At 56.2% G+C, this 24,976-nt stretch carries 19 protein-coding genes; 13 read left to right on the top strand and 6 right to left on the bottom strand.

Features of this window, described 5'->3' with window-relative positions:
• Nucleotides 1-134 precede the first annotated feature (134 nt).
• Both DTL42_RS00145 and DTL42_RS00150 read left to right on the top strand, forming a co-directional pair.
• Entirely contained in the window at nt 135-2,741 is a 2,607-nt protein-coding gene (locus tag DTL42_RS00145; protein ID WP_114366646.1) for a PVC-type heme-binding CxxCH protein, read from the top strand.
• Between the two features lie 101 nt (nt 2,742-2,842).
• Nucleotides 2,843-4,612: a hypothetical protein gene (locus tag DTL42_RS00150; RefSeq protein WP_114366647.1), complete on the top strand. Its 1,770-nt coding sequence runs from the start codon at nt 2,843-2,845 to the stop codon at nt 4,610-4,612.
• Nucleotides 4,613-4,803: 191 nt separating this feature from the next.
• Here DTL42_RS00150 and DTL42_RS00155 read toward each other — a convergent pair whose 3' ends face one another.
• The 3 genes from DTL42_RS00155 to DTL42_RS00165 form a co-directional block, all read right to left on the bottom strand.
• Nucleotides 4,804-5,262, bottom strand: coding sequence for a hypothetical protein (locus DTL42_RS00155; protein ID WP_114366648.1), 459 nt, complete (start codon nt 5,260-5,262; stop codon nt 4,804-4,806).
• A 257-nt stretch (nt 5,263-5,519) separates the two neighbouring features.
• Nucleotides 5,520-7,178 (bottom strand): serine/threonine-protein kinase, encoded by a 1,659-nt coding sequence (locus tag DTL42_RS00160; protein WP_114366649.1) that lies wholly within the window; start codon nt 7,176-7,178, stop codon nt 5,520-5,522.
• An 11-nt stretch (nt 7,179-7,189) separates the two neighbouring features.
• Nucleotides 7,190-7,768, bottom strand: a complete 579-nt coding sequence (locus tag DTL42_RS00165) for a sigma-70 family RNA polymerase sigma factor (RefSeq protein WP_114366650.1) — start codon at nt 7,766-7,768, stop codon at nt 7,190-7,192.
• Nucleotides 7,769-7,903: 135 nt separating this feature from the next.
• On the opposite strand from DTL42_RS00165, the gene DTL42_RS00170 reads away from it, so the two are divergent.
• The 5 genes from DTL42_RS00170 (at nt 7,904) to DTL42_RS00190 (ending at nt 14,706) form a co-directional block, all read left to right on the top strand.
• Complete coding sequence (locus DTL42_RS00170; RefSeq protein WP_114366651.1) at nt 7,904-9,475, top strand: glycosyltransferase; 1,572 nt, start codon at nt 7,904-7,906, stop codon at nt 9,473-9,475.
• On the top strand, nt 9,472-10,353 hold the full coding sequence (locus tag DTL42_RS00175) for an HAD family hydrolase (protein WP_114366652.1): 882 nt from the start codon (nt 9,472-9,474) through the stop codon (nt 10,351-10,353). The genes DTL42_RS00170 and DTL42_RS00175 overlap by 4 nt, the downstream gene beginning before the upstream one ends.
• A 3-nt stretch (nt 10,354-10,356) precedes the next feature.
• The gene (locus DTL42_RS00180) at nt 10,357-11,640 is read left to right on the top strand and encodes a glycosyltransferase family 4 protein (RefSeq protein WP_234824015.1); all 1,284 of its coding nucleotides are present in this window, start codon (nt 10,357-10,359) and stop codon (nt 11,638-11,640) included.
• A gap of 42 nt (nt 11,641-11,682) precedes the next feature.
• Entirely contained in the window at nt 11,683-13,419 is a 1,737-nt protein-coding gene (locus DTL42_RS00185) for an alpha-amylase family glycosyl hydrolase (RefSeq protein ID WP_114366653.1), read from the top strand.
• A 66-nt stretch (nt 13,420-13,485) separates the two neighbouring features.
• Complete coding sequence (locus DTL42_RS00190; RefSeq protein WP_114366654.1) at nt 13,486-14,706, top strand: glycosyl transferase; 1,221 nt, start codon at nt 13,486-13,488, stop codon at nt 14,704-14,706.
• Between the two features lie 79 nt (nt 14,707-14,785).
• On the opposite strand, the gene DTL42_RS00195 is transcribed toward DTL42_RS00190, so the two are convergent.
• Nucleotides 14,786-15,415: a 3-keto-disaccharide hydrolase gene (locus DTL42_RS00195; protein WP_114366655.1), complete on the bottom strand. Its 630-nt coding sequence runs from the start codon at nt 15,413-15,415 to the stop codon at nt 14,786-14,788.
• A 294-nt stretch (nt 15,416-15,709) separates the two neighbouring features.
• Here DTL42_RS00195 and DTL42_RS00200 point away from each other — a divergent pair, with 294 nt between their 5' ends.
• A complete protein-coding gene (locus DTL42_RS00200; protein WP_114366656.1) occupies nt 15,710-16,498 on the top strand; it encodes a hypothetical protein in 789 nt (262 codons plus the stop codon).
• Here the strand turns inward: DTL42_RS00200 and DTL42_RS00205 are convergent, their stop codons facing one another.
• Nucleotides 16,499-17,506 carry a ZIP family metal transporter gene (locus DTL42_RS00205; protein WP_114366657.1) on the bottom strand — a complete coding sequence of 336 codons (1,008 nt, stop codon included), beginning with the start codon at nt 17,504-17,506 and terminating at the stop codon, nt 16,499-16,501. It abuts the gene before it with no gap.
• A 188-nt stretch (nt 17,507-17,694) separates the two neighbouring features.
• On the opposite strand from DTL42_RS00205, the gene DTL42_RS00210 reads away from it, so the two are divergent.
• The 5 genes from DTL42_RS00210 to DTL42_RS00230 all read left to right on the top strand — a co-directional run bounded on the left by DTL42_RS00210 (nt 17,695) and on the right by DTL42_RS00230 (nt 24,235).
• A complete protein-coding gene (locus DTL42_RS00210) occupies nt 17,695-19,884 on the top strand; it encodes a heavy metal translocating P-type ATPase (protein ID WP_114366658.1) in 2,190 nt (729 codons plus the stop codon).
• A 98-nt stretch (nt 19,885-19,982) separates the two neighbouring features.
• Nucleotides 19,983-21,170 carry a phosphoglycerate kinase gene (locus DTL42_RS00215; RefSeq protein ID WP_114366659.1) on the top strand — a complete coding sequence of 396 codons (1,188 nt, stop codon included), beginning with the start codon at nt 19,983-19,985 and terminating at the stop codon, nt 21,168-21,170.
• 91 nt (nt 21,171-21,261) lie between these two features.
• Nucleotides 21,262-21,813, top strand: coding sequence for a DinB family protein (locus DTL42_RS00220; protein ID WP_114366660.1), 552 nt, complete (start codon nt 21,262-21,264; stop codon nt 21,811-21,813).
• A gap of 53 nt (nt 21,814-21,866) precedes the next feature.
• A complete protein-coding gene (gene crcB, locus DTL42_RS00225) occupies nt 21,867-22,280 on the top strand; it encodes a fluoride efflux transporter CrcB (RefSeq protein ID WP_158545171.1) in 414 nt (137 codons plus the stop codon).
• A 329-nt stretch (nt 22,281-22,609) separates the two neighbouring features.
• Nucleotides 22,610-24,235 (top strand): phytoene desaturase family protein, encoded by a 1,626-nt coding sequence (locus tag DTL42_RS00230; RefSeq protein ID WP_114366662.1) that lies wholly within the window; start codon nt 22,610-22,612, stop codon nt 24,233-24,235.
• Between the two features lie 8 nt (nt 24,236-24,243).
• Here the strand turns inward: DTL42_RS00230 and DTL42_RS00235 are convergent, their stop codons facing one another.
• Complete coding sequence (locus tag DTL42_RS00235; protein WP_234824016.1) at nt 24,244-24,909, bottom strand: hypothetical protein; 666 nt, start codon at nt 24,907-24,909, stop codon at nt 24,244-24,246.
• Nucleotides 24,910-24,976: the final 67 nt, after the last annotated feature.

Consider the following 24,976-nt stretch of genomic DNA (forward strand, 5'->3'; position numbering starts at 1 on the left):
GTTTCCTAGCACTTGCCACGAACCAACCTACCTACCAGCGATGAGCAGCCGAAGCCCAACAAGCGTTTCAGGCACAGAGGCTCCCATCCTCGTCCATGCTTGCATTTCACCCCCTTGGAACTCACAGGAACATTATGACCCGACCCACGTCTTTCGCGGCCTTGATTTTGGGCCTCAGCGTGTCGTTGCTTGCTTCTTCGGTCGCCTCTGCGGCCCCCAAGTTAGAACTGAAGAAGGGAGACAAGATTGTCTACATCGGCAACACGCTGGCCGAACGGATGCAGTACTTCCCCCACTTTGAAACACGCCTGCAAGCCCGCTTTCCGGAACTGAATCTGACGGTGCGCGACTTAGGATGGTCGGCCGACGAATTGACGCTTCGCCCTCGTAGCAAAAACTTCGACGATCACGGCACCCGCTTGGTAGACCATAAGCCAGACGTGATCTTCGCCTTCTTTGGTTTCAACGAATCGTTCGCCGGCAAAGAAGGGCTGCCCAAGTTCGAGAAAGACCTCGAGCAATTCATCAAAAAGACGCAAGAAACGAAGTACAACGGCAAGGCCCCACAACTGGTCCTCGTCTCGCCGATCCCGCACGAAGACCTCCACTCGCGGTTCCTGCCCGATGGCAAACAAAACAACGAAAACCTGGCCGCTTATACCAAGTTGATGCAAGCCGTGGCCGAGCGGAATAACGTTCCCTTCGCCGATATGTTTACCGCCATGCAGCCAGCGATGGATCAAGATACCAATCTGACGATCAACGGCGTTCACTTAAACGACGAAGGGTATCAAGTCTTCGGCAAACTGCTCGATGAAGACCTCTTCGGCCCTGCTCCGCAGTACAAAACCGAGCTGGCCAAACTTTACCCGGAAGTGAAAGAGAAAGACCTGCAGTTCTTTTACGATCACCGCGCGGTCAATGGTTACTACATTTATGGTGACCGAAAAAATCCCTTCGGCGTGGTGAATTTTCCGGCGGAGTTTGAAAAACTGCGGAAGATGATCGTCAATCGCGACCACCGAATCTGGCAAGTCGCAAACGGCGAAAGCGTGCCAGCCGAGATCGACGATAGCAACACCGGCGAGTTCACTCGTATCGAAACGAACGTCAATCGCCCAGTAGATATCTTCTCGCCGGAATCCGAGCAGAAAACGTTCTCGCTGCCGGAAGGGTACGAAATCAATCTGTTCGCATCCGAAGTCGAATTTCCCGAACTAGAAAACCCGGTTCAACTGGCGTTCGATGCGAAAGGGCGGCTGTGGGTCACCACCATGCAAAACTACCCGATGTACCTGCCTGGTACACCGCCGGACGACAAGATCTTGATTCTGGAAGATACCGATAACGACGGAACCGCCGACAAAAGCATCACCTTCGCTGACGGCTTGCATGTTCCCACCGGTATCGAAATCGGCGACGGCGGAGCTTACGTCGCCCAGCAGCCGAACTTGATGTTCCTGAAAGATACCGATGGCGACGATAAAGCAGACGAACGAACGCTCATTCTGCATGGCTTCGATTCCGCCGACTCGCACCACTCGATCAGCGCTTTTACGTGGGGGCCTGGTGGTGGGCTTTATTTCCAAGAAGGGACGTTCCATCACTCGCAAGTCGAAACCCCTTACGGGCCGGAACGCCTGAAGAACGCCGGCATCTTCCGCTTCGAGCCACTGACCGACAAGCTTGATGTTTTTGTCTCGTACGGGTTCGCCAATCCTTGGGGACACACGTTTGACGATTGGGGACAAAACTTCGTCGCCGACGCTTCCGGTGGCGCCAACTACTACGGCACGGCCTTTAGTGGCGATGTGGTTTATCCCCATAAGCATGGCAGCATGCAGCAGTTCCTCAAGAAGCAGTGGCGGCCAACCGCTGGCTGCGAATTGGTCTCCAGCCGCAACTTCCCCGAATCGGCCCAAGGCAATTACCTGCTGAACAACTGCATTGGTTTCCAAGGGATTCTGCAGTACAAGATGAAGGATGACGGTAGCGGCTTCCATGCCGACCCGGTCGATCCACTGTTAGTCTCGAAGGATACCAGCTTCCGCCCGGTCGATATTCAGTTCGGCCCTGATGGGGCTTTGTACATTGTCGACTGGTACAACCCGCTGGTCGGTCACATGCAACACTCGCTGCGTGACCCGAAACGGGATAAGCACCATGGTCGAATCTGGCGTATTCGTTACACCGGCAACGACCTTGTCAAAGCTCCGCAAATTGCCGATCAACCGATCGAAGCACTGTTGGAACTGCTCAAGGAACCAGAATACCGCACACGTTATCGCGTTCGGCGTGAACTTCGTAACCATGATCCCGACAAGGTTTCTGCTGCGGTCGACACATGGATAAGCGAACTGGACGAGAACGATCCGAACTACAGCCATAACATGCTGGAAGGCTTGTGGGTGAAGCAGAACCTGGACGTGGTCGATACCGAACTGCTAAAGCGCATGCTAACCGACGGCGACTTCCGTGCCCGCGCTGCGGCGACGCGCGTGCTGTGCTACTGGCGTGACCGCGTCCCTGGCGCACTCGACCTGTTGGAAGTGCAAGTCAACGACGAACACCCACGTGTTCGCCTGGAAGCGATTCGGGCCCTGAGCTTCTTCGACGGCGAAGATCTCGACCGCGCCCAAGAGATTGCTCTTCAATCTTTGATTCACGATCAAGATTACTACCTTGAGTACACGTTGAAGGAAACGTTGGCAACGCTCGAAAAGCGTGCCAACCAGGAGTAGTTCCCACGTACGTTGTGTGACTCAAACGAGAGTCATCCTCACCCGGCGAGGATGACTCTTTTTTTCGATCGATTTCCCGCCTCCCTTTGGATCTGACAACCATGTTGAATCGATTCTTTCTTTCTGGCTGCCTGCTCGCGCTCGTGTTGGTAGCGGCAGCCCCCCAGCACGCATTTGCCCAAGGCGCAACCGATGGGATGGTGCGTCTGCTGAAAAGTGGCAAGCTTCCCGAATCTCGCGTGGGCACCGTGGTTGGCATGATCGCCGAACGGGGCAACGCCGAGAATTTGGGCATCCTCTTTCACGAGGCAACCAAGCCCGCTGGCTTCAACGACACGCTCAAGCTAGAAACCTTGCAGCAATTGAAAAAGGCCAGCGAAAGCCGTAACCTAGCTCCCGCTGGCGACCTTTCTGCGGTGAGCGGGCTTATCAGCAGCGACAATGCGGCCCTCAAGAAGCTGGGGGTCGAACTAGCTGGCCTCTGGAAGGTTCAAGCAACCGCCGACACGCTCGCCCAAATCGCTCTCGACCAAAACCAGCCTCGCACATTACGCCGCCTCGCGATTGATTCGCTGATAGAAACCGGCAGCGGTCAAACGGCAGAAACGGTTGCCCAGTTGACCGATGCCAGCCAACCGTTGGTTATCCGTTACCTGGGGGTTTCTGCCTTGGCGAACATCAACATCGACCAAGCCGCCCAGGCCGCCGCCGAGGTGCTGACCACTGCCGATACCTCGACCGATCCGGCAGAAATGATCGACGCTTTTCTGGCCGATACTAAAGGTCCGGATGCGTTGGCGAAAGCCTTAGAAGGCAAGAAGCTAGACGCCGACATTGCCAAGATGTGCCTTCGTCAAATGTACTCGGTCGGGCGATCCGATCAGGCCTTGGTCAACGTGTTGAGCGCCGCCGCTGGCATCGACAACAATCCCGATCCGCTCACCGACGAACAGCTTCAAGCCCTTGTAGCGAAGGTGCTTGAGAAAGGAGATCCACAGCGAGGCGAGGAGATTTTCCGCCGTAAAGATTTAAGCTGTTTGAAGTGCCATGCAATCAGCGGTGCCGGTGGGCAGATCGGTCCCGACCTCAGTCCAGTCGGTGCCACGAGCCCGGTCGACTACGTGATCAATTCGATTCTCTTCCCTGAGATGGCCGTGAAAGAGGCCTATCTGATGAAGACAATCATTGACTTCGACGGCAAAATTCACCAAGGCGTGGTTGTCGATGCCAACGACGACCGCGTGGTTTTGCGTGATGCCAACGGCAAGGAAGATATCATCCCCACCGACGATATCGACCTGGAAAAGGAAGGAGGTTCGTTGATGCCTAAAGGGCTGGCCAACTTCTTAACGGAAGACGAATTCCTGGATTTGGTCCGCTACGTGGCGGAACTAGGCAAGCCTGGTCCGTATGGCATTCGTAGCGAACCAACCATCCAGCGGTGGCGCGTGATGAAGGAAGTACCGACGGCGCTGCAAGGCGAAAACGTTCCTTCCACTGGCGAGTTTGAATCGCAAATCGCCGATCTTGGCGAAGACGCCTGGCTACCGTTTTACGGCAAAGTCAACGGCGACTTGCCACTAGGCGAACTGAGCGAAATCGATAGCCCGGTTCTGTTTCTGCAGGCCGAAATCGAAGTCGTTGAGGGGGGCAAGATCGGGATCGAACTGAACCAGAAAGCTGGCGTCACGGTTTGGATTATCGACAACGAATTCCAAGGAAGTGAGCCCATCTCTGCCAACGTGTTGCCTGGTCGGCACAAGATCACGTTCCGCTTAGACAAACGGAAACTGACCGAGCCAACCTTCCGGGCGGTTGTCACCAAACCGAGTGACTCAACCGCGCAGTACACGGTGGTCGGCGGTCCCTAACCGCCAGCCGTTTGCCCAAGCAGTCTGTTGATTTTCTGCTTCGTGAGCGAGTCATTGAGATTGGAGTGAGTGCAAGGCGTGAAACCGCAGGCATATCCACGAGATATGTCGAGGAATTCACAACGCCGCAATCGGTCCAATTTCAATAACGTAGCCGATCTGAGAAATTCAACAGGCTGCTAGGGAAGCGGTTACTTCTTCCGCTTCCCTCGAAACTTTCGCGGTCCGACGCGGCCAATATAACGTGGCCGCGTCTCGACCTGTTCGATGTCAGCAGCCGGGGCAGAATCGGCTTCGTAGGTCTCGGTTTCCTCTTCCGTACTCGCAGCCACCGGGGGCACTTCTTCCTCTTTGTGCGTCTCTTGGTCCGGCAAAGCTTGTTGCGACAACACAGGTGCCAAGCGGTTCGCTTCATCCACAGACGGTGAAGCCGTCACCCTCGGCGTGACCTCTGATGCTTTAGGCGATGGGCGCGACGGCTTCGATTTCTCGCGGTCTTTGGCATCGCTGAGGATCACCTTCAAAATCGCTTGCACCATCCGCACGGCCTGCAGACGCAAGTTCAAAGGAGCGGCCAGGTCGAGGGCGATTTGTTTGGGAACTTCGAGGGCCGCTTGCCAATGCTCGGTGGTAATGGCGTAACTTTGCATGCTTCATCTCCTGGGAAGGGTACGGTGCGCACCGGAGTCGATTTGGGTGCGACGAACGCACCTGACAGAGGCTTGCCAACACCAAAACTGGGCCTGCCTCACACGTGAACGCTTGTTTACAAAAGAAGTGTTCACTAGGCGAAAGATTTTTTGGCCAGTTCGCCGGGCGTGTCGTGCTAAGCCAGAATGCTTGCTAGAGTTACGACCCTAAAAAATTCGCGGGCCTTGAATTCGGCGACTGCTCTCAGGCAGCTTGATTACTGCGATTCCAGCGTGTTTCGAATGCGGCGGACGACGAAATATTGAATCATGCCTAGCACGAGAATCGAAAGCATCATGCAGGTGGCCTGATAGAAGTCGACGCCAGAGCTGGGGCGAATGGTGGCTCCGACCAGAACGTGCGTCATATAGCCAATCGCGGCCAGGCTCATCGTGTAACCGACGAGACCTTTCTCGTACAGCGTGGCACTGGCAGCCGTTAGCAGCAGATAGACCAGCGACAGGGGACTCGCCGCCCCTTGCACCAAGAACAACAGCCCGGTCAGCAGCAGGAAATTCCAGGTCATCCAGCCGTAAATCGCGACCTTCCGCGTGCTGGGGCGTTCGTACATTCGCTGAAAGAACCAAGCCCCCAGGCCTGCCGCTAAGGCAATTACCACCGACGACACTCGGAACCACGGTTCAGCCGAGATTTTCTCTTTGATAATGTACGAACTAACCGCGTGATAAAGAAAAAACAAAATCACACAGGCCCACTGGCTCGCTAAGCCTGGCTTGCGACGGGCCCAATAGACAATGCGTTCTCCCATGCCCAGCGGTTTGGCCTTAATCGGTTCGTGCCGCAAGAACGCGTCCAAATCGTCCGCCAAGTCCTTCATACTGCGATACCGCGCGGAAGGCGTTTTGTGCATGCACTTCAGGCAGATCGTTTCCAGTGGGCGAGGAACGTGCCAGTTGAGCTTGCGAGGCGGAATCGGATTCACCGTGCAGATCTGGTCGATCGCCTCGATCATGTTGCCAGCCGAAAAGGGTGGCTTGCCGGTCAGCAGGGCATAAAGAATCGCACCTAAGCCGTAAATATCGGTCGCTTGGCCGACTTGGTCGTTGCGTCCTGAAGCCTGCTCAGGTGCCATATAGCCAGGCGAACCCAAGATTTGCCCAGAGTAGGTCATATCGGAATTGCCATCCATCCGCTTAGCCAAGCCAAAGTCGGTTACGCGCGGGCGATTGTCGGCATCGAGCAAAATATTGGAAGGCTTTAAGTCGCGATGCACGATCCCAACGGCATGGGCGTGGGCCATCGCTTGCGCGATTTCGAGCACCAATTCGGCGATCTTCTCGAAGCTGAGCCCCCCTTCGCGAATGATGTCGGCCAGGCTGCGTCCTTCGACGTAGCCCATCGAAAAAAAGTGCCGCCCTTCAAAGTGCCCCACTTCGTAAATCGGCACAATCCCGGCATGCGAAAGATTCGCGGCAGCTTCTGCTTCGGCCCGAAAACGTTGAATCTCTTGCGTGGAAGCGAACTGCCCAGACAGAATCATCTTCACCGCCACAATCCGCTCAGGCGAAAGCTGGCGTGCCTTAAACACAACCCCCATTCCCCCACGCCCCAACTCATCTAGCAGTTGATAACCGGGCAAGCTGTGCAGCGGGTCGCTATCGTTGCGAGAAATCGCTGTTTTTTCAGGGTCCAATGGCATGGTTGCCGGGGTCAGATCGTCGGCGGCCAGATGCTGATGCAGCGGCGAAACATCGAGGACCGAGTTCTCGTCTGCCGAGAGCATCTCGCGCAGCTGCTGGGCCAATTCTGGCTGCGCGGCAAACTGGCTGGCCAACCACGGCTCGCGGCTTTCTGGTGGCAAAGCGACTGCCTCGTCAAAGGCCGCGCATAGTTTTTGATAATCCTCCGGCGTCATGGTGATCCGTCTTAACCCGTAGTTGAATCTTGGTCGCTTTCCAAACGCGAAGTCAGCCAGGCTTTGGCCATGCGCCAATCTCCTTTGACGGTTGAAACCGACACGTCCAGCGCCGCTGCTGTCTCTTCGACCGTCATGCCGGCAAAGTAGCGCATCTCGATAATCTTAGCGTGCCGCGGATTGAGATTGCCCAGTTCGGTGAGCAGTTCGTCGAGCTCGACCAGGTCGACGTTGCTTTGTGGATCGCCTGCGACGAGACCTTCTTCCAGGGTGATTCGCTGTGCCCCTTTGCCCCGCTTGGCGGCATTCTTCGTGCGTGCATGATCGACCAGAATCCGCCGCATGATATTGGAAGCCACCGCGCAGAAATGAGCTTTTCCCTGCCACTGAACCCGATTTTGATCGACCAATTTCAAGAAAGCTTCGTGTACCAGGGCGGTCGCTTGCAAGGTATGATCGGCCCGTTCGTTGCGCATATGCTGATTGGCGATCAATTTTAATTCCTGGTACAACACCGGGAGAAGCCTATCTGCTGCGGCCTGGTTCCCTTCGGAAAGAGAAGCGAGCAAGCTTTCGACATCGTCACTCATGAAGGTCCGATTCCTGAGAGGGGGCAGAGCAGGGGGGCCGACTTGATTCTCCGCCCTACCACGTCTAGCTTAACAGTCCACAAGGCGGCAGAGAATGCACTGCCCGAAAATGACTCGCAATGACGGAACCAAGCGATGAATCTGGCAATCGTGCATCATCACCTGAATCGTGGTGGCGTGACTCAAGTGATTTTGAATCATCTACGTTCGCTCCATGAATCGGGTGCCGGAGAAAAGTACGAACGAATTGTCGTATTCTACGGCGGCCGGGCATCCGGTTGGCCGACGCAGAAAGAGCCAGCGCTCGCCCGCGTCGAACTGGAAGCGATCCCCAGCATCGATTACGACACGGAAGTTCCCCCCGACCAACCGCCCCCGTACGACGCCATGGCCGAAGCGCTGCGTCGCTTAGAGCTTTCGCCAGAGTCGACATTGCTGCATGTCCACAACCATACGCTCGGCAAAAACGTCGCGTGGCCGGCGGCGCTGCGGCAGTTGGCGTGCGATGGGTATCGCTTGCTGCTGCAACTGCACGACTTTGCCGAGGACTTTCGGCCAGAAAACTACCGCCGCCAAGTCGCTTATTACCAAGACCAACAGAGCGGCATGCAAGAGGTTTACTTTCAAGCCTCGCATGTGCAATATGCCGTACTCAACTCGCGCGATCGCGCCATCTTGCGGCAAGCTGGCGTGGAAGAGAATCGTTTGACCTGGCTGCCCAATCCGGTGCCCGCATTTCCTCCGCTGCCACACTACGCCGACGCCCGTAAGAAATTACGGGAGAAGTTCAAGGTGTCGGAACAAGATCGATACGTGGTTTACCCGGTGCGTGGCATTCGCCGTAAGAATGTGGGGGAACTGGTTCTCTGGTCGGCACTTTGCCCCCGCCCAGCCACCTTTGGCATTACCTTGGCCCCGGTGAACCCTGCCGAGTTGACTTCGTACGAAATGTGGAAGGCGTTTGCCCAAGAGAAAAACCTGCCTTGCAAGTTTGATGTCGGTGGCGAAGAAGGGCTCACGTTTCACGAGAACCTGGCCGCAGCCGATGCGATCATCAATACCAGCGTGGCGGAAGGTTTTGGGCTCGTATTTCTGGAAGCATGGCTGACCGAGAACTTACTCATTGGCCGCGATCTACCAGAGATTTCTGCCGACTTCAAAGCGGCCGGCTTGCGGCTCGATAGCTTAACTCCAGCGATTTGGATTCCTGTTCGCTCTCCGATTAGCGGCTGCGAACTTTTTTCCCTGGCCAACTATCGCCAGCGTTTGATCGAGCTTTATCGAGATGTCCTGAGCGACTTTGGCCAGGACTTATCGGAGATGACCACCGTCGAGCAGCAACTCGACCAGCGGCTCAGCGAAGAGTGGATTGATTTCGCCTTTCTGACCACCGCAGCCCAGCGTGAAGTGATCGACTCGGTTGTGCGGGACAAAGACTTGGCCGAGGCCATTGTCGACGCGAACGAACAAGTCATGCGTCCCTTGATTCAACCGAATGCAAACTTCGATGCCACCATCGAAGCCAACGCGAAAGTCGTCCTCAGCCGCTTCGGTTTGCAAGACACCGGCGAACGTCTACGCGATCAATACGCACGGCTGATGCAGCAAGCCGTGGGCCCGGTCAGTGGCCTGGAAAGTGCTGGCAGTATTTTACGACAGTTTGTCGCTCTCACTCGATTTCATCCTGTGCGTTTGGAAAGCTCATGAACCCCTTCACGGAAATCCTCAATCGCAACCGTCACCCGCTGGAACCGATCGCCACCGAGTTGCCTTCGCAATTGAAAGAGCTTCCAGGCATTCAGGCCGTGCTGTTCGATATCTATGGCACGCTGCTGGTCAGTGGCAGTGGCGATGTGGGCACGGCGATGGAGATGACCAAGGGGGATGCCTTAGAAGCGGCGTGGCAGGCCTGTGGCGTGACCAGCCAAATCCCGGCCGAGGAGATGGTGCAGCAGTTCTATGCGGTGATCCAGGGTGATCACAAAACTGCCACTAAAAGAGGCACTTCTTATCCCGAGATCGTTGTGGAAGAAATTTGGCAAAAAGTTTTTGCCGCCGCGATCGACAATAATCAGGTTACCGTCCCCCCTGATTTTAACCCAGCCGTTTTCGCCCTCGAGTTTGAATCGAGGGTGAATCCGGTGTGGCCGATGCCTCATATGAAAGAAGTGCTAGACACCCTCCAAGAGCGCGGAATTACCCTGGGAATTATCAGCAATGCCCAGTTCTTTACGCCGAAAATCATGGAATACTTCCTCGGATCGTCCCTTGAGGAAATTGGCTTCCAGCCGGAGAACTGTTTTTTTTCCTACCAGCATCGTGTCGCCAAGCCCGGAAAAGACCTTTATTTGGCCGCTGCCCAAACGCTGGCCGGCGCGGGGATTGATATGTGTCATATTCTGTATGTTGGCAACGACATGCTGAACGACGTCCAGCCCGCCGCGCAAGTTGGCATGAAAACTGCACTATTCGCCGGCGACCAGCGCAGTCTTCGACTGCGGAAGGACGATGCTCGAATGTTGCCAATTCAACCTGATGTTACGCTCACAAGTCTTCCAGACATTTTGGCCTGCCTTCCGAGATAACGCATGATGACCGTACCTGAAATCTCAGGCCATAATATTGGCTTTGTAGGAACCCGTTTTGCCGGCACCGATGGTGTTTCGCTTGAAGCGGCTAAATGGGCCAAAGTCCTCTGGGACAACAAGCACGTCAGTTATTGGTACGGCGGCAAGATGGATACCCATCCTGATATTACCAGCTTGGTACCGCACGCCTATTTTGGGCATCCTGACATTCAATGGATCAATCGCCGGATTTTCGGCACCACCACCCGCGATCCAGAAGTTTCGCGGCGCATTTTCGCGTTGGCAGAATACTTAAAGCACACGCTGTACGAGTTTACCCGGCGTTTCAATATCGAAGTGATGATCGTGCAAAACGCACTTTGCATCCCGATGAACGTTCCGCTGGGGGTTGCGATTACGATGTTTATCGCGGAAACCGGGTTTCCGACCATCGCGCACCATCACGATTTCTACTGGGAACGCGATCGTTTTAGCGTCAACGCGGTCAGTGACATCCTTTCGATGGCCTTTCCCCCGACGCTTCCTTCGATGCAGCATGTCACGATTAACTTGCCTGGGCAAATGGATTTGTCTCACCGTAAAGGCCAATCATCGATCCTAGTTCCCAACGTCCTTAACTTCGAAGATCCCCCGGTCCGCGACGATTATCACGAATCGTTTAAAGAAGACATCGGTTTGTCGTATGATGATATCGTGATCTTGCAGCCCACCCGCGTGGTGCCGCGCAAAGGGATCGAGCATGCGATCGCGCTGGTCAATTCGCTGAACAACCCCAAGTACAAATTGGTGGTCACGCACGAATCTGGCGACGAAGGAGATGAATACAAGAACGCCCTGCAAGAGATGGCCGATCGACAAAATGTCGACATCCGTTTCGTTGCCGAGCGTGTCGGCGAAGAACGCAGCATCGGCCCCGATGGCAAGAAGCTTTACACGCTGGGCGATTGCTACGCCGCAGCAGACTTTATCAGCTACCCCAGCCTATACGAAGGCTTCGGCAACGCGTTGATCGAAGCGTTTTATTTCAAAAAACCGATCCTCGTGAATCGGTATTCGATTTTCGTGACCGACATCGAACCGAAGGGGTTCAAAGTGGTCACGATGAACGGCTACCTCACCAAGGACGTCGTTACTCAGGTACGAAACCTGATCGAGGATGAAGCGTATCGCCAGGAAGTCGTCGAGCACAACTTCGAGCTCGGCAAGCGATTTTTCAGCTACTCAGTGCTCAAACGGAAATTGCGGGCCTTGGTGACGAACTTCACCGGTATGGACGACCTGTAAGTCACCAAGCAGCTCGACAAGGAAACCGAATAGGGAGGTTCCATGGTCGGCTCGTCGGAACAACACAATCAACTAAAACAGCACTTGGCTCGCATGTATGGCGAGTCGGTCGCCACGGATGTTCTGCCGCGTCTTTTAGAACTACTGGAATCGTATTCCACCAAAATCCCCGAACCCAAACGAACCGGTTGGGACGAAACCGACGTGGTGCTGATCACCTATGCCGATCAACTTCACGGCCCCGACGACAGCCCCCAGCCGCCGCTGGCCATCTTGCGAGAGTTCCTCGTTCATCACGGCTATCAGAACTGCATCAACACCGTCCACCTGTTGCCCTTCTATCCTTACACTTCGGACGATGGGTTCTCGGTGGTCGACTACAAGCAAGTCGATCCCAACTCAGGCGATTGGCCCGACGTGCTGGGCCTGGCCGAAGACTTCAACCTGGCTTTCGACCTGGTCGCGAATCACTGTTCGCAGCAGAGCAGTTGGTTTCAAAAGTACCTCGCAGGCGAAAAACCGTACGACGAGTTCTTTATTGATGTCGATCCGGCCACCGATTTAAGCATGGTCGTGCGGCCGCGCGCGTTGCCCCTGTTAACGTCGTTTCCTTCCGCCGACGGCGAAAAGCACGTTTGGACCACGTTCAGCCCCGACCAGGTCGACCTGAACTACGGCAGCCCGGAAGTTTTGTTGGCGATGACGGATGTGCTGTTGTTCTATGTGCAGAACGGGGCTCGCATCATTCGGCTCGATGCGATCGCGTTTCTCTGGAAGACGCTTGGCACCAATTGCCTCCATCTCGACGAAACGCATGAAGCGGTCAAGCTGCTCCGCACGGTTAACGAAATTGTCGCTCCGCATGTCCTGCTGCTAACCGAAACAAACGTTCCTCATCCAGAGAACATCAGCTACTTCGGCCAAGCCGACGAAGCGCACATGGTGTATCAATTCAGCTTGCCACCGCTGCTGTACGATGCTTACCTGAACGAGGACGCAACGGTCCTTTCCCATTGGATGGAATCGCTATACGACATTCCGCCAGGTACCACCTACTTCAACTTCACTGCTTCGCACGATGGCATTGGCGTGCGTCCGCTGGAAGGGCTGGTACCGCCAGAGCATCTCGATAAGTTAGTGACCGCCACCAACGATCGAGGCGGTCTGGTGGGCATGCGGACCATGCCCGATGGTTCGCAGCGTCCTTACGAACTGAACATCACTTACGTCGATGCGATGGGGAAGCCAGGCGACCTGAGCCCGGAACATCACGCCGCCCGTTTTTTGGCCTCGCAGGCGATCATGCTGGCGATGAAGGGAATTCCCGGCATTTATTTCCATAGCCTGGTCGGCACGCGGAACTACACCGCTGGCGTCGAAGAGAGTGGCATACCGCGGCGGATCAATCGACGCAAGTTCGAGCGGTTGGAACTGGAAAACCAGATTGCCGCTCCCAACTCCTTGCAGCAGCGGATCTTCACTGGCTATCAGAATCTCTTACGTACCCGCATCGAGCAACCAGCGTTTCATCCCGACGGCCCGAGCAAAGTCTTCCCGACCGGCCACCCTGCGATCTTTGGTTTCCAGCGTACTTCCCCCGACGGAGAGCAAACGATTTTGGTACTCGCGAACCTAACCGATCGTTTGCAGCAGTTGTCCTTGAGCGAATCGCAAAGCCACACCCTGACGTACGATCTGATCAGCGATCAGTACGTTGTCGAAGGTCAGGGGCTCACGCTCGATCCTTATCAAATTGTCTGGCTGACCGAGCCTGACTAGTCGCGACGTTCCTGTTTAGGCCGCCCCCCCCTCTCCTACTTATTAACCCCCGCAGGAGCCCACAGCTTGTCCGATTTTATCCAACATGGTCCCATTTCCACGCTGCACGATTTTGGCACCGTCGATTCCCAGCAGTTAGAGCAAGCCTTGGTTGATGCGACCAGCGAATACCCGATGGGGCTCATCCTGCCGGTAACCGCCGGAGACATGCGTGCCCCGGCCTTCGCTCGGATTATGGATGAACTGGAAGGCACCAAGTTTCTGAAAACGATTGTCGTTGTTTTGAATCGTGCACCCGAAATCAGCGACTATCAAGAGTGTCGGCAGTTGACGGCCAAACTAGGCAACGTCTGCCGCGTGCTGTGGACCGACGGGCCGCGCGGTCAGGCGGCGCTGCAACAGCTTACCGACGCGGGCTTCAATGTTTCAGTCCCTGGCAAGGGGCGGGCTGTGTGGGCCGCGTTCGGCTACCTGCTGGCCGATCCAGACATCAAAGCGATGGCGCTACATGACTGCGACATCGTCAACTACCACCGCGACATGCTGATGCGGCTTTGCCTGCCCATGGCTCACCGGGCATTTGACTTCGATTTTTGCAAAGCGTACTACGCCCGGGTTACCGACAAGATGCATGGTCGTGTCGTTCGCTTGCTGATGACACCTCTGCTGCGTTCGTTGATCCAAGTGATCGGCAACGACGACTTCCTGGTGTTTCTCAACAGCTTCCGCTATCCACTTTCGGGCGAGTTCGCGATCACCTCGACGTTGGTGCGGGCCAATCGTATCCCGAGCGATTGGGGGCTGGAAGTTGGTACGCTGGCCGAAGTGTTTCGCAATACATCCCCCAAGCGTATTTGCCAGATCGACCTGGGGCATCCCTACGAACACAAGCATCAACCGATTTCGCTGGAAGATGCCCAGCGAGGCTTGATGAAGATGACCGCCGATATCCTGCACAGCATCTTCCGCACCCTCTCTAGCCGCGGAATCGTGTTTAGCATGGGAATGTTTAACACGCTGGAATCGGCCTACTTACGGGCCGCCCAGGATGCGATTCGTCAGTACCATGCCGATGCCGTGATCAATGGCTTGAGCTTTGACCGTCACAGCGAAGAGCAATCGGTCGAAGGATTCGCCCGCCTGATTACACAGTGTGGGCAAGAGTTCTTCGAAAACCCGATCATCGCCCACGAGATGCCCACTTGGACCCGCGTCCGCAGCGCAATCCCCGACTTCCCGCACACGCTCCGGCGATTGGTAGAAGGAGACGCGGCCGAGTATTCGTAACCGGCACTCCTTACAGAAACAGAAAAAGGCCGCGACAAACATCGCGGCCTTTCATTGTTTGGCTTGCACCAAGGAAAGGTTACTCTGGCAGACGCTTGACTTCGATATCTTTGAACCAAACCGTGCTACCGGGGTCGTGGGCTTGCAGGGCGAAGGTTCCCTCGTCGAGGACGCGGGTGAAGTCCTTGCCAGGCTTGGCCCCTTCCGGTTCGGTGTAGTCCGCCGAAACTTCGCCGTTGATCTTGATCACGACGTGCTTGCCGTCGACCTTGATGTAGTAGTCGAACCACTCGCCATCTTTGGCAGGTGAGTTATCGATCACGTCTTTCACCGAGTAGATTCCGCCGGTCTTCTTACGATCGCCGTGGGTGTTGTTGACCTGGGCTTCAAAACCATACTTGGGCCACCCCTTCTCTTGAAACTTGGTGTGGAAGTAGATACCACCGTTGCTGTTCTTATCGGTTTTGACTTTGGCCTTGAACTCGAAGTTCTTAAACGGCTTGTCGTCCCCCACGTAGAACAAGTGGCTACGATCTCCCTTGGCGACAAACGCCCCATCTTCAATCGACCACGACTCAGGGTTCTCGCTGATCTTCCAGCCGTCGAACGTCTTGCCATCCATCAACGGCTTCCATTCACCTTCCGCCGCCGAGACAACACCAACCAACAACAAACCAACCACGGCTCCAGCAGTCAAACGCTTCAACATGGAGTGTTCCTTTTTTTGAATTTTAAGCTTCGTCTTCCCAATGGATAAAACGAATGCGTTCACGGGGGATCCAACCGAATAGCTTCCACCTTCCGGTCAGGAAAACGCTATTTCGTAACCACCGATTTTGGTTGAAGCGAACCACGCCGACAAGATTCCTCTGGATTCGTGCGCTCTTTTTGTGGATTCAGGCTGAAATTCCGCTATTTTTTTAGGTCTGCGACGAATCGACTCTTGGAAAGATTCTCAATTTACCCTTTCATGTTCGCCTTTTAGGCGTGGAGCCCCCAGATCATGAGTAACGCCTCGATCTTGCCGCTAAGCTGGGAAGTGCCGGAAATCTTTCGTCTGCGATTGGGGGATGGCCCTGGTCGCCAGCGGGTAATGCAGGCCGATGGGCACGTGCTGCTGGTTACCCATCGCCCGCCTCGACAAGGCGAACGGGTCCGGAGCGGGCGTTACTTCTGGCGAACCCCAGAAGGAAAGTGGATCAGCAGCGACCTCGGCCAAGGGCCCAATGCCATGCTGAAGCACTTGGAAGAGTACACCACGGAAGTCAACAAGTTAGAAAAGGCCGAAGCCGACGCCCAATCGAGCGAAGATTACTTTCGTGTCATCAGCGAGCTCTCGCCACTGCTGCGGGCGACGCGTAACCTGCACAGCACGCTGCAAAAAGCCCGCGAGTTGATCGGCAACGACCGAGCGGCAATTAACTATCGCGATCGTGCTTACGAGCTGGAACGCTCGGCCGAGTTGCTGTTCAATGAAGCGAAAAACGAGCTCGACTTTTTAATCGCTCAGCGAACCGAACAACAAGCGGCCAGCAGCCACCGCATGGCGATCTCGGCACACCGCTTGAACGTGATGGCCGCGTTCTTTTTCCCGGTGGTAACTTTGGCCACCATCTTCGGCACCTCGATGCGGCACGGCCTTGAAACGCTCAGCTGGCCGTTTCCGTTTCTGACGATGGTTTTTGTCGGCATCCTGCTTGGCGTGATGCTGATTGTCTTCATGACCATGCCGGTAAACCCGAAACCACGCAAGCGAAGAGGGGTCGACGAACGCATTCGCCGCACACCCTAACTATTTCCGCAAAGATGCCGCTGGCAGCTGCGCGGCGGGCATCTGCTCGGCTTCCACGGTTGCCGCAGGCGGGGTATCGTCGTGCTTGTGCATGCCTGGCTCGGTAAATCCGATTAGGTATGCCAAGCCAACTCCCAACAAAAGCGCAATCGTCAGTTTTCCCTTGTCGTGCGAATGAAACTGCACTTCCGGTAAGATGTCCGCCAGCGAGATGCACAAGAAGACGCCGGCCGAGAAGCACAAGGCCATGCCGATCATAAACTGCTTCGAGGTCTCTAGGCCGTTGTAACCCATAAAAAAGAGTACAACCCCCAGGGGACACATCAACGCGTAACCTAAGTTGACAATAGTGATCGTGCTGACAGGCCAATGACTGCGACGCATGATCACCGTGATTGAAAGGGCATCGAGCGGCTTGTGGAGGAAAATCCCCAGAAACACCCCCAGCCCCACCACCACCGACGTTGTCGAATGATGTGCGGCGGCCGTTACCCCAGCAGCCAAAGCGACCCCATCCAGAAATGTATGCAGCGACAACCCCAAGAACACCCCTAACCAGCGCATTCCAGAACGGGATTCCTCAGCGGAATGCGTGTGGGAATGACCATGGTGATGACTCGGTGCGGTATCGTGTTCATGAGGATGCTCGTCAGCCGGACCATGATCGCAGTGCATGTGGCCGCCGTGGTGGTGATCTCCGGCGACCGTGCCAGGATATTCCACTTCCACCGGGGCATGCTCATGAAAATGAAACAACCGCATCAGCAAAAAGGTGATCATCAGCCCCAGTAGCAAGCCAGCCATGGCCCAATCGACCGAACCGCTATCGGTAATGCCGTGCGGCAGCATGTGCAAAATGGCCACCCCCAGCATCAGCCCCCCCACGAAGCTCATCAGCAGTTGCATTCGCGTATGGGTCAAGCGGACGACCATCGGCAGCCATCCCCCCAGCAGCGAAGCGGCGATGATCAGCACGCAGTAGATGACAATCAACGCAATGGAATACATGAACCGATTTACACCAATAAGAACAGCAATTCCCCTAATGGTATCTGCCAATCGCGGGGAAACGTTTCAGCTTAGATGCACTTGTCTCGCCTGCCAAGTGCTAACCGGGCTTTGACCGGCACGTTTTGGGCGTTACGATTCGGTGACGCTCTTTTTTTTGTAAGCCTTGTTACGAAAAGCACTTCCGCATGCCTGAGCCCTCATCCAGCGATTCCCTCAACAATAGCTCTCAGGTTACCCTCCAGGTGGTGGAACTCGACTGCGCCGAGGAAGCCCGTATCCTTACCGAAGGATTGGCCAGTCAGCCAGGTATCGCGCGGCTCGACTTCGACGTGATGCGAGGGCGAATGGATGTCTACTACGACACCACCAAATGGTCGACACGAGGCTTGATCGATGCCGTCGACAAGCTCGGCATGACTGCCCAGCCGGTGCGAGAAAACACCGCAGAGACCACCGCGTCTCCCGCCCCCACAGGCCAACTGAGAGAACGGGCACTCACTCGCAGTGGGGCGTTTTTGTTGGTCGCGATAATCGTGCAAGCCTGGGAAGCAGGCACCCCAGCAGCCCTGTTTGGCTACGGCGATTCCGCGCACGAGCTCTCGTTACTGCCGATGTTTTTATACCTGATCTCGATCGGATTAGGCATTCGCTGGATACTGCCGAAGGCTTGGAAGTCGGTTCTGCGGATGACAGCCGACATGAATGTGCTGATGACCGTGGCGGTCGCTGGGGCGATTTTTTTAGGCGAGACCTTCGAAGCGGCGATGGTCACTTTTCTGTTTACCTTGTCGGAAGTGTTGGAACAACGGAGCGTTTCCCGGGCTCGCCGCTCGATTCAATCGCTGATGTCGCTCGCCCCTGACACGGCGCGACGTAAAGCCGCTTCTGGCGACTACGAGGAAGTGTCCACCGACGAGATCGTCGACGGCGATGTCTGCAGTGTCCGCCCTGGCGAGCGGGTTCCTTTGGATGGCACTGTTGTCTCTGGCGTCTCGGCGGTCGATCAAGCGCCGATCACAGGCGAATCGGTTCCCGTCGAGAAAGAGCCCGGCGATCCGGTTTACGCCGGAACGATCAACGGCAGCGGTAGTCTCGAGTTCCGCGTGGCGGGAACTGCAGGTTCGACGTTGCTCGATCGCATTGTGCGATTGATCGATCAGGCCTATCAACGCCGGGCCCCCAGCGAGCAGTGGGTCGATCAGTTCGCGCGGTACTACACGCCGACCATGATGCTGCTGGCGGTCGCCGTAATGGTTATCCCTCCCACCATCGTTGGCTGGTCGCAAGACACCGGCGGACGGTGGTTTTACAACGGGCTGGTTTTGTTGGTGATCGCTTGTCCGTGTGCATTGGTGATTTCCACCCCGGTTAGCATCGTCTCGGCATTGACGGCCGCAGCACGCAACGGGGTGCTGGTCAAAGGTGGCCTTTCGCTGGAAACCCTGGCTAAAGTCCAAGCGATCGTGCTCGACAAAACCGGAACGCTTACCACCGGCACGCCAGCGGTGACGCAAGTAACCAGCTTCCATGGTATTGCCGAGGAAGAAGCCGTTTCGCTGGCAGCAAGTCTACAAAGGCACAGTACCCACCCAATCGCCCGCGCCATTTTGCGTTATGCCGACCAATCTCCCGGCAACCGTGTGGAAGCCGCCAACGTGGCAGAAATTCCTGGCCGAGGAATTTCCGGTCTGGTGAACGGCCAAGACATCTGGCTAGGGAGTATTCGTCTGGCGGAAGAAAAAGGGGTCGGCAAAGACCAACTACCCCAAACGACCAGCAATGTTGTGCTGCTGGGGCAGGGTAGCTCGTTGTTGGCGATGGTGCACCTGGAAGATCAGCTTCGCGATACGGCCGTTCACGCGGTCGAGCAATTGCATCGTCTGGGTGTGCAGCGTATCGAACTGATCTCGGGCGATCGAGCCGAAGTGGTACGGCAAGTCGCCGAGGAAGTAGGGGTTGATGCTTGGCAGGCAGAACAACTTCCCGAAGACAAAATCGAAGCGGTCACCCGGCTGCGCAAACAGCACCAATTGGTGGCCATGGTCGGAGACGGCATCAACGATGGTCCAGCCCTGGCTGCGGCTGACGTAGGCATTGCGATGGGGGCGGTGGGAAGCGATACGGCGATCGAAACTGCGGACGTTGCCTTGATGTCGGACGAGATCGAAAAACTTCCTTGGCTCATCAGCCATGGGCGAAGGACTTTATCGCTGATCCGCCAAAACATTTTCGCGGCCCTCGGTATTAAAGTAATTTTCGTCCTGCTGACCATGTTTGGCTGGTCGAACTTATGGCTGGCCATCTTGGCCGATACTGGGGTTTCGCTGGCAGTAATTGCCAATAGTTTGCGTTTACTGCGGACAAAGTCCCCCTAGCCTCCCTGGGGGCGTCATCTTTTGCGATGTCTTGGCAAACGGTACATTGGCGGTTTACCAGCAAGTAAGAAATACGCACTCCAGGAGCTGAGATTCAAATGGCAAAGCTATCGATCGCCGACGTCGATGTTAGTGGCAAGAAAGTCCTGATGCGGGTCGACTTCAATGTGCCCCTCGACGACAAATGCGAAATCACAGACGATCGCCGCATTGAAATGGCGATTCCTTCGATCAAATCGGTTGTTGATCGTGGCGGTCAGTTGATTCTGATGAGCCACCTTGGACGCCCAGAGCCAGGTGCTGATAACTCGAAGTACAGCCTCGCTCCGGCTGCTAAGCGTTTGGGCGAAATCCTTGGCAAAGAGGTTGCTTTCGCGACCGATACCGTTGGTGAAGATGCTGCCGCGAAGGTCGCCGCACTCACCGATGGGGGCGTGGTCGTGCTCGAAAATCTTCGCTTTGAAAAGGGCGAAAAGAAAGGGGACGCCGAGTTCGCTGGCAAGTTGGCCGCGTTCGCCGATATCTACTGCAACGACGCATTTGGTACGTGTCACCGGACCGACGCCTCGATGGTGGCCGTGCCGGAAGCGATGGGCAGCAAGCCGAAAGTGGTTGGTTTTCTGGTCGAAAAAGAAATCACCTATCTTTCCGACGCCATCGGCAACCCCAAGCGTCCTTTCGTCGCGATCCTCGGCGGTGCCAAGGTTTCCGACAAGATCATGGTCATCAAGAACCTGCTGGGCATCTGCGACAAGGTGCTGATCGGTGGGGCGATGGCCTACACGTTCTCGCTCGCTCAAGGTGGCAAAGTCGGCAAGAGCCTGGTCGAAAAGGATAAAGTCGATCTGGCCAAAGAGCTGATCGCAGCTGGCGGCGACAAGCTCGTTTTGCCGGTTGATACCCACTGCGGCGATGCCTTCAGCGGCGACTGCAATAAAGTTACGGTGAAGTCTGGCGAAATTCCGGACGACTTCGAAGGGCTCGACATCGGCCCCGAAACGGCCAAGATGTACGCTCAACTGGTGACCGACGCCAAAACAGTCGTTTGGAACGGGCCGATGGGCGTGTTCGAGATGCCTCCGTTTGACGCCGGTACCCGGGCCGTTGCCGACGCGATTGCTGCTTCCGACGCGATCAGCATCATCGGTGGTGGTGACAGCGCCGCAGCGATCGGTCAGTTTGGTTTGGACGACAAGGTCACTCACGTCTCGACCGGCGGTGGGGCCAGCCTTTCGATGCTGGAAGGTCAGGCGTTCAAAGCCGTGGACGTACTGGACGATAAGTAATCGCTCGCTCCGGGACCAACACCTCCTACAATCGTCAGAACGGCCCTGGAATTCAGGGTCGTTCTTTTTTTTGTGCCCCCAAGGACAACCAATGAACGCCGTTACCCCCATTTTACGTCTGCACGAACATCGTCGCTGGACCAATCAGCACCTGATGGCAGCTTGCCGCTTACTGAGCGAAGAACAACTCCGACAACAGCACCCCATCGGGCAAGGCAGCTTATGGAAGACGCTGTGTCACATGTACGCGGCGGAGTACGTTTGGTTGAAAGCGTTAAGCGGTGTGGCCGATGCCCTCGCCCCTGGGGATGCCCCTGGCAAGCTGTCCGGTAATCAGGAAGGGGAAGGGGCTGTCCAAACCGTGCAGGAACTCTTCCAACGCTGGGAAGAACTCGACCAACGCTGGGAAGATTATCTGGGCAAGCTGACCCCCGATCAACTAACCGAAACGATCTATAAGCAGAGCTCCAGCAATCCCCCAGGTAAGATCCCGGCGACCTCGGCGATGGATGTGCTACTGCATGTTTGCACACACGCCCAGTACACCACCGCTCAAGCGGTGAACATGCTGCGGCACAGTGGGGTCGAGTCGTTGCCACCGTCGATGCTGATTACACTCGCCAGAGAGCAAGCAATCGGCTAGGCTGAGTGCCGACGTTATGAATGTGAATGCAGGAAGGAAGCGCGAGCCGTCCTATGACGAAGGTATTCTTGATACTAAGCATCGCCCTGTTCGGTGCGATGGGTGCTTTGGCTCGCGTTTACCTGGGCGGGTTCGTGCAAGGCTTCATGCCGGAAGAAACGTCGGTCAAGTTTCCCTTGGGTACGCTCACCGTCAACGTGTTAGGGTGTTTGATTTTTGGCTGCCTGGGCTATCTTGGGCACCATCACGGGCTGATCCCGCAGGAATGGCGCACGATTCTTCTTTCGGGCCTCTTGGGTTCGTTTACCACCTTCTCGACCTTCGGCTTTGAAACGGTCCTGCTGTACGAAAACGCCCCGCACGGCAAAATCTATTTCGCAGCGGCCAACATCTTGCTCAACGTGACCTTAGGTATCGCCGCCATTTTAACCGGCATGCAAATTGGCCGCCTGTTCGTCAGCAACTAGCACCAAGCCGAATCAGCGGGTGCCCGGGCATCTTTCTCCGTGTGCCCCGGGCATCTTGCCCGGGCGTCCCTGGTACCTACTTCACCCGGGCAAGATGCCCGGGGCACGCAGTTCAAACCGGCCTGTCTGGAACGAAACAGGACGCAGGCTACCTTTTGGGGGCTGCACTTGTTCTGGTTGTTCGGGTCACGCCGATTGACGTTATCTCGGTAAACTTTTCCTACCGTGCTGGGCGAACCAATAGGTGATAGCAGATTGACTCTCGACTTTTCACCTAGCAGTCTGTTGATTTTCTCAGATCGGCTGCTTGAACAAGGAATGGTTCGCCCATGGCATCCCGCGGTGGCAATTACGATTGCGTCGTTATCGGCGCCGGTCACAACGGCCTGATCACGGCTGCCTATTTGGCCAAGGCGGGCAAAAAGGTGGTGGTCTTAGAACGTCGCCACGTCCTGGGTGGCTGTTCGACCACAGAAGAACTATGGCCTGGCTTCAAGGTCTCGACCGCTTCGTACGTGGTGAGTCTGCTTCTGCCAGAGATCATTCACGATTTGCGGCTGAAACAAAACGGCCTGAAGATCCTGCCGCGCGATCCCTCTTCGTTCACCCCGACGCCAGATGGCCAATACTTGCTGTTGGGGCACGATGTGGCCTCGAACGCCAACGAGATCTCGAAGTTCAGCAAACGCGATGCGGAGAAGTACCCGCAGTACAACGCCCTGCTGGAACGGATTGCGGAAGTGGTCGAGCCGATCTTGATGAAGACGGCCCCAGATCCGCTGCCGATGCCCAAAGATTGGCGGAGCATCCCGCTTACCAAGAAGGTCCGCGATATGTCGCGGCTGTGGGGTTTTTACCAAGACTTCGGCAAGCTCGGAAACGAAATCCCCGAGGCCATCGAACTTCTCGCCGGCGCGGCCAGGCCGATCCTGGAACGCTGGTTCGAAAGCGAACCCCTTCGCGCCACCCTGGCCACCGACGCGATTATCGGGGCGTTCGCTTCCATCTCGGCTCCTGGCACGGCGTACGTGCTGCTGCATCACGTGATGGGAGAAGCTGGCGGCAAGCGGGGCGTGTGGGGCTTTGTCGAAGGTGGCATGGGGGGCATTGCCGCGTCGCTGGCCAAAACCTGCGAAGAGATGGGCGTGACTATCGTCCGCGAAGCCCCGGTGCAGAAGATTTTAACGACCGAGCGCGGTGCTCAAGGGGTCGAACTGGCCGACGGCACGATGTACGAAGCGAAGGTGGTGGCTTCGAGCGTCGATGCCAATTTGACGTTCCGCAAGTTCCTGCAGCCCGAGCAATTGCCGGCTGATTTCCTACGGGCGATTTCCAACCTCGACTATGCTTCGGCCTCGGCCAAGATCAATCTTGCGCTGGCCGAGCCACCTCAGTTCACCGCTTACCCAGGGCAAGGGCTGAGCCCGCTGCATCGCGGGACCATGCACATCTCGCCCACAATCGACTACATCGAGCGGGCCTACGACGACGCCAAGTATGGCAAGCCGAGCGAAGAACCGATCCTGGAAATGACGATGCCGACCTCGGTCGACAAGACGATTGCCCCCGATGGCAAGCATATCTTGTCGATCTTCGTGCAGTATGCCCCTTACCAGCTACGCGATGCCAACTGGGACGACATTAAGGAATCGTTCGCCGATCGCTGTGTCGCCAAGATCGGCGAGTACGCCCCGAACGTGCCAGGGGCGATCATGCACCGCCAGGTACTTTCGCCGTTGGACCTGGAAAGGGTTTACGGTTTGACAGGGGGAAATATCATGCAAGGGGCAATGAATTTCCACCAGCTTTTCGCTACCCGTCCTATCGCCGGCTGGGCCGATCATCGGACGCCTGTAAAAGGGTTGTACCTCTGCGGCGCGGCCAGCCACCCAGGCGGAGGCGTGATGGGGGCTTGTGGTAAGAACGCCGCGGTCGAAATCTTGCGTGACTTCTAACGAAGCAATTACTTCTTCGCTGGGCGAACCAGTTCCAGCGTGGTCCAGATACTAGGGTCTTCGTCGATGGGGAACTGGGTGCTAACGCTTTGCGTTTGCCAGCCAAGTTCGCGGTCCATCACCGCGTAAAAGAAACCGATCTTGTCGTATTCGTGCGGGTCAAAGCCGGTTAAGCTGGTGGCCGGCACACAGCATTCCAGCAGGTAGCCATCTTTGGTCAGCGTACCACGAACCCGTAAGTCGCCAGGGCGAACGGGGTTGGCGTTTTCGCGGGCACGGTTGATTAGCATCTGGTCGCCGACCGGGTCGCGATAGCTCGGACCAGCTCCGATCGGCAGAAAGACAAAGCGATGGCAGAAGCGGGTCGCACGATGGACGTTGTGCGTGGCGCGGGTATCGAGCCAGATTTGAAAGCCATCACTCTCGTCGACGCGGCTTTCTCGGCACCAAACTGGCTGGCGTTTCCCGGTCACCAACACCGAAAACGACACACCCCGTTCGTTCCAGCCGCCACGCACATCGGCAAACTGCTTGCGACCATCCAACTCGCCGAAGCCGCGTAGCTTGTAATCATCGGTGTAGCCTAGGGGACGATCGTGCCAGATCTTTTCCCGATAGGTCAGCGGAACAGAGTACTGAAACAGGAAGGATGGTGAGAGAACCGATTTCGCCATGACTTTGCTGTTTCGTTTCTAAATTGCGTTACTGAGAGATCGAGCGACCACATGCCAAGCCGCGCCG

This window comes from Bremerella cremea (assembly GCF_003335505.1).
GTDB classification, from domain to species: Bacteria; Planctomycetota; Planctomycetia; order Pirellulales; family Pirellulaceae; genus Bremerella; species Bremerella cremea_A.

Bases quoted from the DNA above. Each gene is read 5' to 3' on its own strand.
- DTL42_RS00200 (WP_114366656.1), top strand. From the start codon at position 15,710: ATGAGTAACGCCTCGATCTTGCCGCTAAGCTGGGAAGTGCCGGAAATC.
- DTL42_RS00145 (WP_114366646.1), top strand. From the start codon at position 135: ATGACCCGACCCACGTCTTTCGCGGCCTTGATTTTGGGCCTCAGCGTG.
- DTL42_RS00235 (WP_234824016.1), bottom strand. From the start codon at position 24,909: ATGGCGAAATCGGTTCTCTCACCATCCTTCCTGTTTCAGTACTCTGTT.
- DTL42_RS00180 (WP_234824015.1), top strand. From the start codon at position 10,357: ATGATGACCGTACCTGAAATCTCAGGCCATAATATTGGCTTTGTAGGA.
- DTL42_RS00160 (WP_114366649.1), bottom strand. From the start codon at position 7,178: ATGACGCCGGAGGATTATCAAAAACTATGCGCGGCCTTTGACGAGGCA.
- DTL42_RS00220 (WP_114366660.1), top strand. From the start codon at position 21,262: ATGAACGCCGTTACCCCCATTTTACGTCTGCACGAACATCGTCGCTGG.
- DTL42_RS00185 (WP_114366653.1), top strand. From the start codon at position 11,683: ATGGTCGGCTCGTCGGAACAACACAATCAACTAAAACAGCACTTGGCT.
- DTL42_RS00230 (WP_114366662.1), top strand. From the start codon at position 22,610: ATGGCATCCCGCGGTGGCAATTACGATTGCGTCGTTATCGGCGCCGGT.
- DTL42_RS00165 (WP_114366650.1), bottom strand. From the start codon at position 7,768: ATGAGTGACGATGTCGAAAGCTTGCTCGCTTCTCTTTCCGAAGGGAAC.
- DTL42_RS00195 (WP_114366655.1), bottom strand. From the start codon at position 15,415: ATGTTGAAGCGTTTGACTGCTGGAGCCGTGGTTGGTTTGTTGTTGGTT.
- DTL42_RS00155 (WP_114366648.1), bottom strand. From the start codon at position 5,262: ATGCAAAGTTACGCCATTACCACCGAGCATTGGCAAGCGGCCCTCGAA.
- DTL42_RS00170 (WP_114366651.1), top strand. From the start codon at position 7,904: ATGAATCTGGCAATCGTGCATCATCACCTGAATCGTGGTGGCGTGACT.
- DTL42_RS00210 (WP_114366658.1), top strand. From the start codon at position 17,695: ATGCCTGAGCCCTCATCCAGCGATTCCCTCAACAATAGCTCTCAGGTT.
- DTL42_RS00215 (WP_114366659.1), top strand. From the start codon at position 19,983: ATGGCAAAGCTATCGATCGCCGACGTCGATGTTAGTGGCAAGAAAGTC.
- DTL42_RS00205 (WP_114366657.1), bottom strand. From the start codon at position 17,506: ATGTATTCCATTGCGTTGATTGTCATCTACTGCGTGCTGATCATCGCC.
- crcB (WP_158545171.1), top strand. From the start codon at position 21,867: ATGACGAAGGTATTCTTGATACTAAGCATCGCCCTGTTCGGTGCGATG.
- DTL42_RS00175 (WP_114366652.1), top strand. From the start codon at position 9,472: ATGAACCCCTTCACGGAAATCCTCAATCGCAACCGTCACCCGCTGGAA.
- DTL42_RS00150 (WP_114366647.1), top strand. From the start codon at position 2,843: ATGTTGAATCGATTCTTTCTTTCTGGCTGCCTGCTCGCGCTCGTGTTG.